At 43.5% G+C, this 14,230-nt stretch carries 15 protein-coding genes; all 15 read left to right on the top strand.

The features are described 5' to 3' along the window. Window positions 1-72 precede the first annotated feature (72 nt). The 15 genes from napF to ACPEH5_RS07780 all read left to right on the top strand — a co-directional run bounded on the left by napF (window position 73) and on the right by ACPEH5_RS07780 (window position 14,217). Window positions 73-564 carry a ferredoxin-type protein NapF gene (napF, locus tag ACPEH5_RS07850; RefSeq protein WP_129466237.1) on the top strand — a complete coding sequence of 164 codons (492 nt, stop codon included), beginning with the start codon at window positions 73-75 and terminating at the stop codon, window positions 562-564. Then, the gene (gene napD / locus ACPEH5_RS07845; RefSeq protein ID WP_071548302.1) at window positions 554-832 is read left to right on the top strand and encodes a chaperone NapD; all 279 of its coding nucleotides are present in this window, start codon (window positions 554-556) and stop codon (window positions 830-832) included. Before napF ends, napD begins: the two co-directional genes overlap by 11 nt. Further along, window positions 813-3,299, top strand: coding sequence for a nitrate reductase catalytic subunit NapA (gene napA / locus ACPEH5_RS07840; protein ID WP_048607977.1), 2,487 nt, complete (start codon window positions 813-815; stop codon window positions 3,297-3,299). The genes napD and napA overlap by 20 nt, the downstream gene beginning before the upstream one ends. 6 nt (window positions 3,300-3,305) lie before the next feature. Further along, complete coding sequence (gene napG / locus ACPEH5_RS07835; RefSeq protein ID WP_042845217.1) at window positions 3,306-4,016, top strand: ferredoxin-type protein NapG; 711 nt, start codon at window positions 3,306-3,308, stop codon at window positions 4,014-4,016. Next, window positions 4,003-4,866, top strand: coding sequence for a quinol dehydrogenase ferredoxin subunit NapH (napH, locus tag ACPEH5_RS07830; protein WP_042845216.1), 864 nt, complete (start codon window positions 4,003-4,005; stop codon window positions 4,864-4,866). Before napG ends, napH begins: the two co-directional genes overlap by 14 nt. Beyond that, window positions 4,863-5,312 (top strand): nitrate reductase cytochrome c-type subunit, encoded by a 450-nt coding sequence (napB, locus tag ACPEH5_RS07825; RefSeq protein WP_042845215.1) that lies wholly within the window; start codon window positions 4,863-4,865, stop codon window positions 5,310-5,312. Before napH ends, napB begins: the two co-directional genes overlap by 4 nt. 9 nt (window positions 5,313-5,321) lie before the next feature. Continuing rightward, window positions 5,322-5,960, top strand: a complete 639-nt coding sequence (gene napC / locus ACPEH5_RS07820; RefSeq protein ID WP_048607975.1) for a cytochrome c-type protein NapC — start codon at window positions 5,322-5,324, stop codon at window positions 5,958-5,960. A 199-nt stretch (window positions 5,961-6,159) separates the two neighbouring features. After that, a complete protein-coding gene (locus ACPEH5_RS07815) occupies window positions 6,160-6,900 on the top strand; it encodes a heme ABC transporter permease (protein WP_042845213.1) in 741 nt (246 codons plus the stop codon). Continuing rightward, the gene (ccmD, locus tag ACPEH5_RS07810) at window positions 6,897-7,109 is read left to right on the top strand and encodes a heme exporter protein CcmD (protein WP_048607973.1); all 213 of its coding nucleotides are present in this window, start codon (window positions 6,897-6,899) and stop codon (window positions 7,107-7,109) included. Before ACPEH5_RS07815 ends, ccmD begins: the two co-directional genes overlap by 4 nt. After that, window positions 7,106-7,594 (top strand): cytochrome c maturation protein CcmE, encoded by a 489-nt coding sequence (ccmE, locus tag ACPEH5_RS07805; protein WP_042845209.1) that lies wholly within the window; start codon window positions 7,106-7,108, stop codon window positions 7,592-7,594. Before ccmD ends, ccmE begins: the two co-directional genes overlap by 4 nt. After that, complete coding sequence (locus ACPEH5_RS07800) at window positions 7,591-9,522, top strand: heme lyase CcmF/NrfE family subunit (RefSeq protein WP_210787119.1); 1,932 nt, start codon at window positions 7,591-7,593, stop codon at window positions 9,520-9,522. The genes ccmE and ACPEH5_RS07800 overlap by 4 nt, the downstream gene beginning before the upstream one ends. Beyond that, a complete protein-coding gene (gene dsbE, locus ACPEH5_RS07795) occupies window positions 9,519-10,076 on the top strand; it encodes a thiol:disulfide interchange protein DsbE (RefSeq protein ID WP_042845205.1) in 558 nt (185 codons plus the stop codon). Before ACPEH5_RS07800 ends, dsbE begins: the two co-directional genes overlap by 4 nt. Next, entirely contained in the window at window positions 10,073-11,143 is a 1,071-nt protein-coding gene (locus ACPEH5_RS07790) for a cytochrome c-type biogenesis protein CcmH (protein ID WP_042845203.1), read from the top strand. Before dsbE ends, ACPEH5_RS07790 begins: the two co-directional genes overlap by 4 nt. A gap of 445 nt (window positions 11,144-11,588) precedes the next feature. Then, window positions 11,589-12,032, top strand: a complete 444-nt coding sequence (locus ACPEH5_RS07785) for a DUF2946 domain-containing protein (protein WP_210787117.1) — start codon at window positions 11,589-11,591, stop codon at window positions 12,030-12,032. Window positions 12,033-12,189: 157 nt separating this feature from the next. Next, window positions 12,190-14,217: a TonB-dependent copper receptor gene (locus tag ACPEH5_RS07780; protein WP_042845202.1), complete on the top strand. Its 2,028-nt coding sequence runs from the start codon at window positions 12,190-12,192 to the stop codon at window positions 14,215-14,217. Window positions 14,218-14,230: the final 13 nt, after the last annotated feature.

Here is a 14,230-nt window from a genome sequence, read left to right as displayed (position 1 = left end):
TAAATACACATATAAAAAATGCGGTTTATTAGTACTTTTTAGTTTTCTTGTTGGCAATGTAAAGGAAAAAACATGGTTGATCTCACCCGTCGGGGAGTATTAACTGGTGCGTGGCGTAACGCAGCTCCAGTGGTTCGGCCGCCATGGAGTGGTAGTGAAGTGCAATTTATCGAATTGTGCACCCGTTGCAACGCGTGTGTGGAAAGTTGTGAAACTGCAATTTTGCGACCAGGCGCGGGCGGCTATCCCGTTGTTGATTTTAAACGCGGAGAATGTACTTTCTGTTACGCATGTGCGGCATCATGCCCTGAACCTATTTTCCTATCAAAACATTCCCAACCTTGGGATATCTCAATTTCGATTGGCCAGAATTGCCTTGCGTATCTTTCGATCGAGTGTCGTCGTTGCCAAGACAGTTGTGAGCCAGAAGTCATCTCTTTTCGTCCGTCACTGGCAGGTATTTACCAGCCAAAAATAGAAACGCAAGGCTGTACAGGCTGCGGAGCTTGTGTTGCAAGTTGCCCAGTATCAGCCATTACCGTGGAGCATGAACATGCACAGTAACTATCAAGTGTGCAGTTTAATCGTACAAGTAAAAAGTGAACGAATGTCTGCTGTGACCGAAAAAATAGAACAATTTTCGAATTGTGAAGTTGCGTTAAGTTCTCCAGACAACGGAAAACTGATCGTTGTGGTTGAAGGTCAAGATAGCAGAGCATTGTTAGATACTATTGATTTAGTACGCGATATTGATGGTGTACTAGATGTTTCGCTGGTGTATCACCAGCAGGATGAGCAAGGTGAGGAAGATTATGAAACTCAGTCGTCGTAGCTTTATGAAAGCCAATGCGATAGCGGCCGCTGCTGCGGCGGCCGGTATTGGTGCACCCAGCATTGCGAAAGCTGTTGTTGGTCAACAGGAAAGTATCAAATGGGACAAAGCGCCTTGCCGTTTTTGCGGTACAGGCTGTGGCGTTCTGGTGGGAACGCAAAATGGCCGTATTGTAGCAAGTCAAGGTGACCCTGAGGCTCCTGTTAACCGTGGTCTGAACTGTATCAAAGGGTATTTCTTACCGAAGATCATGTATGGAAAAGACCGTTTAACACAGCCGATGTTGCGTATGAAAGACGGTGAATATGACAAAAATGGTGAGTTTACTCCAATCACTTGGGAACAAGCCTTTGATGTTATGGAAGAAAAAGTCAAAACCACATTGAAGGATAAAGGCCCTGAAGGCATCGGAATGTTCGGTTCAGGTCAATGGACAGTTTGGGAAGGCTATGCAGCGTCGAAACTGTTTAAAGGGGGCTTCCGCTCGAATAATTTAGACCCGAATGCTCGTCACTGTATGGCGTCTGCGGTTGTTGGCTTCATGCGTACTTTTGGTATGGATGAGCCTATGGGTTGTTATGATGATATTGAGCACGCAGATGCATTTGTTCTGTGGGGCTCGAATATGGCAGAAATGCACCCAATTTTATGGTCACGCATTACTAACCGCCGTCTATCTAATCCAGATGTACGTGTTGCGGTACTCTCCACATTTAAGCATCGTAGTTTTGAATTGGCGGATAACGGGATTGTATTTACGCCGCAATCTGACCTTGTGATCCTGAACTATATCGCAAACTACATTATTCAAAATAATGCAGTTAATCAGGAATTCCTCGATAAACACGTGAATTTACGTCGTGGTGCAACAGATATCGGTTATGGATTACGCCCAACTCACCCATTAGAAAAAAGTGCAAAAAATGCGGGTTCCGATGCATCAGAGCCAATGACATGGGATGAGTATAAGGCATTTGTCGCAGAATATACGTTAGATAAAACGGCAGAAATGACTGGTGTGCCAAAAGATCAATTAGAAGAGTTAGCGAAACTTTACGCTGACCCGAATACCAAAGTGGTATCTTACTGGACGATGGGCTTTAACCAGCATACTCGTGGCGTTTGGGCAAATAACTTAGCGTATAACCTACATTTATTGACCGGCAAAATCTCTCAGCCTGGTTGCGGTCCTTTCTCTTTAACTGGCCAGCCTTCAGCATGCGGTACTGCGCGTGAGGTTGGAACATTCTCTCACCGTTTACCTGCTGACATGGTGGTTACTAACGAAAAACACCGTGAAAAAGTGGAAGGTGTTTGGGGCTTACCTGCTGGCACTATTCCTGAAAAAGTCGGTTTACATGCTGTTGCTCAAGACCGAGCGCTCAAAGACGGTAAGCTGAACTTCTATTGGGTAATGTGCAACAACAATATGCAAGCAGGCCCAAATATTAATGAAGAACGCATGCCAGGCTGGCGTGATCCGCGTAATTTTATTGTTGTTTCTGACCCCTATCCAACAGTCAGTGCGTTAGCCGCCGATCTGATCTTGCCAACGGCGATGTGGGTAGAAAAAGAAGGGGCGTATGGTAACGCAGAGCGTCGCACTCAATTTTGGCGCCAACAAGTTAAAGCACCGGGTGAAGCAAAGTCAGATTTAATGCAGATGGTGTTGTTCTCTCGACGTTTTAAAACGGATGAGGTTTGGTCTGAAGAGCTATTGGCGAAAAAACCGGAGCTACGTGGAAAAACCTTATATGACGTGTTATTTGCCAATGAAGCGGTGACTAAATTCCCTGTTAGCGAACTCGCTGAAGACCAGTTAAACGACGAATCTCGTGAACTTGGTTTTTATTTGCAAAAAGGCTTGTTTGAAGAATATGCAGGCTTTGGACGCGGTCATGGTCACGACCTTGCTGATTTCGATGAATATCATAAAGCACGTGGTATTCGTTGGCCTGTTGTCGATGGCAAAGAAACCATGTGGCGTTATAGCGAAGGGAACGACCCATACGTTAAAGCCGGTGCTGGTTATCAATTTTACGGTAAGCCAGATGGTAAAGCGGTTATTTTTGCATTGCCATTTGAACCTGCGGCAGAGTCTCCAGATAAAGAATATGACCTGTGGCTATCAACCGGACGTGTATTAGAACATTGGCATACTGGAAGTATGACTCGCCGTGTTCCCGAATTACATCGAGCTTTCCCTGAATCATTAGTCTTTATACATCCATTAGATGCGAAAGACAGAGGGTTACGTCGTGGAGACAAAGTCAAAGTGGTTTCACGCCGTGGTGATGTGACGACGATTGTGGAGACACGTGGCCGTAACAGACCACCGAAAGGCTTAGTGTACATGGCGTTCTTCGATGCTGCGCAGCTAGTGAATAACTTAACACTGGATGCAACGGACCCACTTTCAAAAGAAACGGATTACAAAAAATGTGCCGTTAAATTAGAAAAGGTGTAATAGCTAATGCCCCAGAAAGCGAAAGCTCAAAAGGCTAAGTCCCAGAACAGTCGCCGTCGTTTTTTGCGTGATGTTGCTCGCGCAGCGGGCGGGTTAGCGGCTGTTGGTGTGGTACTGGGGCTTCAGCAACAAACATCTCGGGCCAGCGGAGTTAGGCTCCGCCCACCGGGCGCTCTTGATGAAAAGGCATTTTCAAGTGCTTGTGTACGTTGTGGTCAATGCGTGCAAGCTTGCCCTTATGACATGTTGAAACTAGCAACATTAGCATCAGGCTTAGCAGCAGGAACCCCGTACTTCATCGCCCGTGAAAACCCATGTGAAATGTGTGAAGACATTCCGTGCGCCAAGGTATGTCCAAGTGGTGCGCTGGATAAAGACATTGAATCAATTAATGATGCACGAATGGGATTGGCAGTTTTGTTAGATCAGGAAAACTGTCTTAATTTTCAAGGGTTAAGGTGTGACGTCTGTTACCGAGTATGTCCACTTATTGATGAAGCAATCACCTTGGAATTGGAACAAAACCACCGAACAGGTAAACATGCGAGGTTCTTACCAACAGTCAATAGCAATTACTGTACAGGGTGCGGTAAGTGTGAACAGGCTTGTGTACTGGAAGAAGCTGCTATCAAGGTATTACCAAGGTCGCTAGCGAAAGGTGAATTAGGTCATCATTACCGTTTTGGCTGGCTGGAGGGCAACAATGGCAAATCGTAAGCGTGATGCCGGACGTGAAGCTCAGGCTAAAAAGGGCTGGTGGCATAGCCATAAGTGGTTGGTATTTCGACGTGTGAGCCAATTGCTTGTGCTCGCTATGTTTCTCAGTGGGCCATGGTTCGGTGTTTGGGTTTTACATGGGAACTACAGTAGCAGCTTATTGCTAGATACTGTGCCTTTGACTGACCCACTCATTACCTTAGAAAGCTTAGCAAGTGGATATTTACCCGGTATTTCGGCACTGGTAGGCGCAGTTATTGTGTTCGGGGTATATGCACTATTAGGTAAGCGTATTTTCTGTAGTTGGGTCTGTCCTGTGAATCCGATCACGGATGCGGCAGCTTGGTTGCGCCGTAAGTTTGAGTTAAACCAGTCCGCAACAATACCGCGTTATATCCGCTATGTATTGCTCGGAGTGATCCTCATTGGTTCAGCGGTGACAGGGACTCTTCTTTGGGAATGGTTAAATCCAGTTTCATTAATGGGGCGCAGTTTAATTTTTGGTTTTGGTAGCGGTGCATTAGTCCTCGTTGCACTGTTTTTATTCGATTTATTGGTTGTGGAACATGGATGGTGTGGTCACCTTTGCCCTCTGGGTGCCCTGTATGGCATCGCGGGTTGTAAAGGCGCATTAGTTGTTACAGCGGAAAATAAACAAAATTGTAGCCGCTGTATGGATTGTTTCCACATTTGTCCGGAGCCGCAAGTACTGCGTGCCCCGGTCTTAGATAAGCAAGCCCCAGCGCAGATTACAGATAAAGACTGCATTACTTGCGGTCGTTGTATCGATGTCTGTTCTGAGGATGTTTTTAAAATAACACTACGATGGAGCTCGGGAGCTAAATCATGAAAAATCCTGTCCTGAAAAAGACGCTAAGCCGCGCAATTGCAGGTATGGCCCTTGTTGTTAGTAGTCTTGTTTGGGCTGCTAATGGTGTCGATTTGTCTCAATCACCGGAAGTGTCTGGTACGACAGAGGGAAGCATTCATATTCCGAAAGAACAGGAAAGAATGGCGCTAAACTATGTGAACCAACCGCCGATGATCCCACACAGCGTTGAAGGTTACCAAATTACGACGAATACTAACCGCTGTTTACAGTGCCATGGTGTTGAGAATTACCGGACAACAGGTGCGCCAAGAGTGAGTCCAACACACTTTATGGATGCAACAGGTAAAGTGCTTGGTGAAGTCGCACCAAATCGCTATTTTTGTTTACAGTGCCATGTGCCGCAGTCAGATACGGCACCTATCATTGATAACACATTTACCCCATCCAAAGGCTTTGGGAAATAAGGGGGAGACATGGCAAATAACAATGATAAGCAGGTCAATGGCGAAAAACAGCCGCGTAAAGGGCTCTTTGGCTTAATTGGACGAATATGGCGTTGGTGGCGTAGACCAAGTCGCTTAGCGTTAGGCACCTTATTGCTGATCGGTTTTGTGGGTGGCGTGATTTTCTGGGGAGGCTTTAATACGGGGATGGAAATGGCGAATACAGAAGAGTTTTGTATTAGTTGCCATGAGATGCGTGAAAATGTCTATGAAGAATATATGGATACCATTCACTATACGAACCGTAGTGGTGTGAGGGCGACTTGTCCAGACTGCCACGTACCCCATGAATTTGGCCCCAAAATGGTACGCAAAATTCAAGCCAGTAAAGAATTATACGGTAAGATTTTTGGCATTATTGATACACCACAAAAATTTGAAGACCACCGTTTGGCAATGGCACAAAGCGAATGGCGCCGGATGAAAAATAATGACTCTCAGGAATGTCGTAACTGTCACAACTTTGAGTATATGGATTTTACTGCGCAAAAAGGGGTCGCGGCAAAAATGCATGACCAAGCTTTAACTGAAGGTAAAACCTGTATTGATTGCCATAAAGGGATCGCACATAAATTACCGGATATGCGTGAAGTTGAACCGGGCTTTTAACCTTAGAGAGTCGTTTTACCATTGCTTATAACTATGATTTGTAAACAATGGTTAACAAATAGGCTGGTTATACATCTGAGTATGATCAGCCTAAGTTATATTTGTGTTAAATCAATATATTTGCTTTTTTAACGTGTATTGTATGATGTGCTGTTATGCGGAATTTACTAACAATATAAAAAATCAAGGTAACTAAACTATGTGGAAAAAGCTTCATCAACTTGCCATTCCAGTCAACCTTTACCGGTTATGCGGCCGTCTAGTACCGTGGTTTATTATATTGAGTGTAGTCTGTTTAGCTGTCGGTTGGATTTGGGGTTTTGGTTTCGCACCAACAGATAAAGTTCAAAGTGAAAGTTATCGCATTATGTATATCCATGTTCCAGCTGCAATGTGGTCAATGGGGATTTACGCAGCCATGGCGATCACGGCCTTTGTGGGTTTAGTTTGGCAAATGAAAGTGTCGGAATTGGCCATAGCAGCAATGGCTCCCATAGGAGCAGTGTTTACGTTTATTGCATTAGTGACAGGTGCAACATGGGGTAAACCAATGTGGGGCGCGTGGTGGGTATGGGATGCACGTTTAACCTCCGAGCTGATTTTACTTTTTCTATATGTGGGGATTATTGCTTTATGGCATGCGTTTGATGATCGTCGTATGGCGGGCAAAGCAGCGGCTATTTTAGTGTTAATCGGGGTGATAAATTTACCTATCATTCATTACTCTGTTGAATGGTGGCAAACGCTGCATCAGCCTTCTACTCGTATGCAAGAAAGTATTAACCCTGCAATGCGCACACCACTCCGTTTAGCTATCTTGGGTTACTTATTTTTATTTATTTCTTTGACATTAATTCGTTTACGTAATCAATTATTGATTCTAGAACGCAATCGCCCATGGGTATTAGACATAGTTAATAAGGGAGGCCGCAAGTCATGACATCCGCATTTGCATCTTGGAGTGATTTTTTTGCGATGGGGGGCTATGGTTTTTATGTATGGCTGGCTGTTGCGCTAACCTTAATACCGATTCTGTTACTCTGTTTGCATACATTTTTTCAAAGAAAAATGATTATAAACGCAATTCTTAAACAGCAAGCTCGTGAAGTAAGGCAAAAAGCGGCAAGAGCGCGTAGGGAGGGGATGTGAATATTCGTCGTCGTAACCGGCTTTGGTTAATTTGTTCCATACTTGTCGGTGTCGGTTTAACATTGGCGTTGATCCTATATGCGCTACGCTCCAGTATTGACCTCTTCTATACACCCGGTGAAATTATTTATGGTAAACGGGAAACCCATCAAATTCCAGAGGTTGGGCAGCGTTTACGTGTGGGTGGAATGGTAATGCCAGGCAGTGTTGTACGCGATGACTCAAACCCAAACTCATTAAAAATCACCTTTACGGTTTATGATGCTGAAGGTGAGGTAGATGTGAGCTATGACGGTATTTTGCCCGATTTATTTAAAGAAGGGCAGGGGGTTGTTGTTCAAGGCGAATTACAAGCGAACAACCATGTTTTAGCCAAAGAAGTCTTGGCGAAACACGATGAAAACTACACTCCACCAGAAGTTGAAAAAGCGATGCAAGAAAATCACCGCAGGCCAGCAGCTGCCTATAAGGACAATGCATCATGATCCCTGAAATTGGTAGCATTCTGCTTTGCTTAGCATTAGGTATTGCGGTTTTACTGTCGTTTTACCCTTTATGGGGAGTGGCACGTAATGACGCACGCTTAATGTCATCATCTCGTCCATTAGCATGGTTACTTTTCTTATGTGTCACAGGGGCATTTTTAGTATTAGTCAATGCCTTTATTGTTAACGACTTCTCTGTGACTTATGTTGCTAATAACTCCAACACACAATTACCCATTTGGTACCGCATAGCCGCAACATGGGGGGCTCATGAAGGTTCTTTATTGCTATGGGTATTGTTGATGAGCGGTTGGACTTTTGCCGTAGCAATAGGAAGTTATCGTATGCCACTTGATATTGTGGCTAGAGTACTCGCGGTAATGGGGATGGTCAGTGTTGGCTTTTTGTTATTTATTATCTTCACCTCAAACCCATTTTCACGTACGTTGCCGGCTTTCCCGATTGAAGGGCGAGACCTCAACCCGTTATTACAAGACCCTGGGCTAATTTTTCACCCTCCATTGTTGTATATGGGGTATGTTGGTTTCTCTGTGGCATTTGCCTTTGCCATTGCGGCATTGCTTAGCGGGCGTTTAGATAGCTCTTTCACTCGCTTTGCACGCCCATGGACGATGGCGGCATGGTTCTTTTTAACCCTTGGCATTATGCTAGGTTCGGCTTGGGCCTACTATGAATTAGGTTGGGGCGGCTGGTGGTTCTGGGACCCAGTTGAGAATGCCTCATTCATGCCATGGCTAGTGGGGACAGCTCTGATCCACTCATTATCTGTCACTGAGCAGCGAGCCACATTTAAAGCATGGTCATTATTATTGTCGATTTTTGCTTTTTCCTTGTGCTTGCTTGGCACATTTTTAGTGCGTTCTGGGGTTCTAGTTTCTGTACACGCCTTTGCCTCAGACCCATCCCGAGGACTATTTATCCTTGCCTTCATGGTACTGGTGGTCGGTGGCTCTTTATTAGTGTTCGCATTAAGGGGGCATAAGGTTCGTTCAAGGGTCAACAACGCATTGTGGTCACGTGAGTCCATGCTATTAGGGAATAACGTTATTTTAACGGCAGCAATGTTGGTTGTTTTATTAGGGACATTATTACCTTTAGTGCATAAACAAATTGGTTTGGGGACGATTTCGATTGGTGAGCCGTTCTTTAATACTATGTTTATCGCCTTGATGGTGCCGTTTGCCTTGCTATTGGGGATTGGGCCGTTAGTACGCTGGGGGCGAGATCGCCCTGCTGCTATCAAAAAAATGCTTATTATTGCAACGATAATGACATTAGTGTTGTCATTTGTTTTACCGCTATTAATGGAAGATCGTATTGAGGCGTTAACCGTTGTTGGCTTGATGATGGCGTGCTGGATTGCAATTTTAGCTTTTGCTGAAATGAAAGTTCGTATAAGCAAAAAAATCAAACTAACGCCGAGTTATTGGGGCATGGTTTTGGCGCATTTAGGCTTAGCCGTCACGATAGTTGGGATAGCCTTCAGCCAAAACTACAGTGTTGAGCGCGATGTCAAAATGAAGCCAGGGGATAGCATTAATATTCGGGCTTACACCTTTACGTTTAATGGCGTCAGAGAAGCCGATGGTCCTAATTATCAAGGCGTTATAGGTAGCATCTCTGTAACAGAAAAAGGCAAAGTGGTTAGTATTTTGATGCCTGAAAAACGTTTTTATAACGTTAGTCGTGCTGTAATGACAGAAGCGGCTATTGATGGTGGTATTACCCGTGATTTATACGCAGCTTTGGGGGAAGAAATATCAAAAAGTACATGGAGCATGCGCTTGTATTATAAACCCTTTGTACGCTGGATTTGGTCAGGTGGTGTATTGATGGCAGTTGGTGCGTTGTTTTGCATGTTTGACCCACGCTACCGTCGTCGTAAATTACAGAGGGAAACGGCATGAATCGCAAAGTCTTTTTAATCCCTTTTATTATCTTTGCAGGGATAGCCGCCGTCTTATTATGGCAGCTAATGCGTAATGCGGAGGGGGATGATCCTCGTTTGCTTGAATCTGCTCTAATTGGTAAACCTGTTCCTGTATTTAGGCTCGAATCATTAGAAAACCCCGGGAAACATTATGAATCTGATGTATTAACACAGGGGCAACCGATTTTACTTAATGTATGGGCGACATGGTGCCCGACTTGTCGTGCAGAACATCAGTATCTCAATAAACTGTCTGCACAAGGTGTACGGGTTGTGGGGCTAAACTATAAAGATAAGCGTGATAAAGCGATTGTGTGGCTGCGAGAGCTTGGTAACCCTTATGCACTGAGTTTATTTGATGGGGAGGGGATGCTGGGCCTTGATCTCGGTGTCTATGGCGCACCAGAAACCTTTTTAATCGATGGCAATGGTGTGATCCGCTATCGCCATGCAGGGGCAATGGACGAACGTGTTTGGGAAAAAGAGTTTAAACCCCTTTGGGAACGCTATAATCAGGAGGCGAACCAATGAGGTATTTACTCGGTTTATTCATGTTAGTACTCAGCTCAACAGTCACATATGCGGCTACTGAAGTGTTTACTTTTGATAGCGAACAGCAGGAACAACAATTTCGCAAGTTAACGGAAGAATTACGGTGTCCAAAGTGCCAAAATAACAGTATTGCGGACTCTAACTCAATGATTGCGCTGGACTTACGTCAAAAAGTGTATGAGTTGATGAAAGAAGGTAAAAGCCGGGACGAGATTGTTGATTACATGGTTGCCCGCTATGGTTATTTTGTGACTTATAACCCGCCATTAACGCCACTCACCATGATGTTATGGGGCTTACCTTTTGCCGCCATCGCATTGGGGGGATGGATTATTTTTGCCCGTTCGAGAAAACGGGTGCGCATCAAGCAGGTGGAACAGGGTAATGATGGCGTATTACCAGAAGCCTCCCGTGCCAGTAATTGGGTTTACCTTCCAGGGTTAGTGATTGCTTTAGGTGTAGCTGGCGGCGCATATTATCAAGTGGGTAGTTACGCTAAAGTCACGGATTGGAATAATGCTTACCAACAAGCCCCAGCTTTACTAGATAGAGCATTAGACCCTTCTGAGCCCCCGTTGAACAATGCGGAAATGGAACACTTAGCTTTAGGCTTACGGACACGTTTACAAGAAGACCCTCAAAATATCGAGGCATGGGTGATGTTAGGGCGAATTGGCATGGTACTCAATAATGCGACCATGGCGACAGATGCTTATGGCAGAGCTTATCGTCTTGCGCCTAAAGATGAAAACGTCATTATAGGGTATGCCGAGGTTCTTACTCGCTCGTCTGACCCTGAAGATAACCGCCAAGGTGCTGAATTGCTCAAAAAATTAATTGCTAAAGATCGCACGAATGTGAAAGCGCTGAGCATTTTTGCTTTCAATGCATTTGAACAAGAGCGCTATGCAGAGGCAATTTCAGCTTGGCAAATGATGTTAAAATTATTACCTGAAAATGATCAGCGTCGGCCGATTATCGAGCGCAGTGTTGAGCAGGCTTTGATGATGGTACATGAAAAGAAAGGGACGCCGACAGGTAAGTAATATCCTTCTTGATAATGTTATACAGGCGAAAGTCTGTATAACATTCATTTCTTATCGTTCACTTCAGTTTTTTCTAATTTCAGTTGCTTATTAAAGAAAGCTAATAATCATTATTTTAATATGGTTTTAGCTTTTAATTATATTAAAGGTAACTTATTTATATTTTTACTTTTACTTATTATTTTATGATTGCAATCATGTCTTTTCTATCTGCTAGTTTTCATTTACCGCTTTCAAATAATATTCATCCAACAAATGATGCCAATAGGATAGGTAAATCCTAAAACAAACAGTTGTATAAAAGCGGAAAGCCTCTTTTCACTGTACAAATAGTACAAAATTGCTGTGCGATTTAACATTAATGGTGAAAATCAATAACATTAGGCATCCAAATAAGATACACTTTCGCCCTATAAAAATGGGTATTGAAAATAACGGAAAAACGTTGCACCTGCGTCCTTTTATCAGACAGTTAGCTGCTTATCTTGCTTTACTTGCTGTCGCAATGCTGTTTATTGCTCCTTTGGTTTCAAAATCAATGGAACATGCAACCGCTTGCACAGAAGCACATAGTGAGACGGCTGCGCCTTTGATGCATAAGCATCAGGGGGAAGTAATGCCTGAAAATTGTGAGCTATCGGTACCCATGAATCATATGTTAATGACAGGGGTTGGTCAGTCGCCTATGGAAGACATAGCCTGTGGTTACTGCCAGTTATTGATTCATTTCCCATTTCTAATTCTGTTTGTTGCTGCGGTAATCCGTCAACTGGCAACCCTGGCAATTTTTATCCCCTTTGAGCGTTGTATTCAATTTTGGCTGTATAGGCTATGGTCATTACATTTAGCTAGAGCCCCTCCTCAATTCCTATGCTTATCTAAAAATTAATTATTTTTCAGACTGTTATTTTGTGTTTTTTTGCACAGAAGGTTTTTCATCATCTTGAATTTTTACTATTTTCAGGATTGGTATTCCTGTTGCAAATTTTTAGACACAAAGGTGAATAACAGAAATATTAGTGTTGATATCGATACATAGGTAGCAAATGAATACTCAATTTTTTAAAATTGCCCCCGTTGCAGCGTTGGTGGTTAGTGCGGTTATTAGCGAATCTACAGCAGCTAAAAATGAGGCTAATCAGAGTCTCATTACAGATAGCTCAGTGATGATTGTTACTGCACCTGTTGATTCTCCATTAACTATCACTACATCGCCTAAAACCCCAAGGCAGCCAGTTCCCGCAAGTGATGGTTCAGATTACCTAAAAACTATCCCTGGTTTTTCGCAAATTCGTAATGGTGGGACAAATGGCGACCCTGTTTTTCGCGGGATGTTTGGCTCACGTTTACGTATTTTAACTAACGATAGTGAAATGTTAGGCGCCTGTCCTTCCCGTATGGATGCTCCAACATCCTATATTTCGCCAGAAAACTTCGATGTTCTTAATATGATTAAAGGTCCACAAACCGTTTTATGGGGACCAGGGAATTCTGCTGGCACGATCCGTTTTGAACGAGAAAAACCTTTGTTTACTGAAGCTGGTATAAAAGGGAATGCAAGTGCATTAACTGCATCAAATAACCGCTGGGATGGTAATGCTGATATCAGTTTAGGTAATGAAGTAGGTTACATTCGAGTCATTGGTAATAAATCCCGTTCTAATGATTATAAAGATGGTAATGGGCATAAAGTGCCCTCTAAATGGGATAAATGGAATGCTGATGTCGCAGTGGGTTGGACGCCAGATGAGTATACTTTATTAGAATTAACCGCAGGGAAAGGTGACGGGGAGGCACGTTATGCTGGAAGAGGGATGGATGGTTCTCAATTTAAACGGGAAAGTTTAGGTTTGCGCTTTGAAAAGAGCAATATTGGTGATGTTCTTGATAAGGTTGAAGCGAATGTTTATTACAATTACGCTGATCATATTATGGATAATTACTCTTTGCGTTCACCTTCAGGTGGGGGAATGGGGCATATGGGACATGGCGGTCATGGCATGATGAATATGCCAATGAAAATGCGAGTTGACCGTGAAACCATGGGTGGGCGTGTTATGGGTACATGGTTATGGACTGACTATGAGCTACGTAGCGGTGCGGATATGCAAACAAATAAGCACCGAAAAAATCAGAATAATAGTTGGAAAAAGGATGCTCAATTCCAAGACTATGGGGTATTTAGTGAGTTGACTTGGCATGCAACCACACAAGGCAAAATGGTCAGTGGAGCACGGTTAGATCGTGTGATCGTTGATAATAATACAGGTATAGGGGCTTCTGGGCGTAATACAGTAATGCCAGCAGGCTTTGCTCGTTATGAACATTCGTTATCTGATACCCCTGTTATGCTGTATGCCGGTGTAGGATATACCGAGCGTTTCCCAGATTATTGGGAGTTATTTTCACCTAAACTGGGACCGGATGGTACCAATAATGTATTTGATAAGGTGAAAACTGAAAAAACAACCCAGTTAGATATTGGAGCTAAATATGCACATGAAAATACAAATGCATGGGTTTCTGCATATATTGGTCATGTGGATGATTTTATTTTGTTTCGTTATAGCCCAACAAACCCACGCATGAGCCAGATAGAAAATGTAAATGCGCTTATTATGGGCGGGGAGCTCGGTATTGCCCAAAAACTGAATGATGAATGGAAAGCAGATGCGAGTCTCGCTTATTCATGGGGAGAAAACCGTACAGATGGTAAAGCATTGCCACAAATGCCCCCATTAGAAGGGCGTTTAGGGTTGTCATGGGAAAAAGGGGATTGGACAACAACTGGTCTATTACGTGTTGTGAGTCGTCAAAACCGTGTTGCGATTAATGATGGTAATGTTGTTGGAAAAGATTTTAGTCAGAGTGCGGGTTTCACTATTTTCTCATTAAATACAGCGTATGTTGTCAATCAAAATATGAAATTAAGTGCAGGGGTTGATAATCTATTTGATAAAACATATAGCGAGCATTTGAATTTAGCGGGTAACAGTGGATTTGGTTATTCATCAAACCAGCCTGTTAATGAGCCAGGAAGAACTTTTTGGGCAAAAGTTAATGTGACCTTTTAATTTCAATTAAATT

Source organism: Providencia sp. NPDC089933 (assembly GCF_049545585.1).
Lineage (GTDB): Bacteria > Pseudomonadota > Gammaproteobacteria > Enterobacterales > Enterobacteriaceae > Providencia > Providencia huashanensis.
Note: the sequence above shows the minus strand (reverse complement) of the source record. Positions and strands in the feature narration are given on the sequence as shown.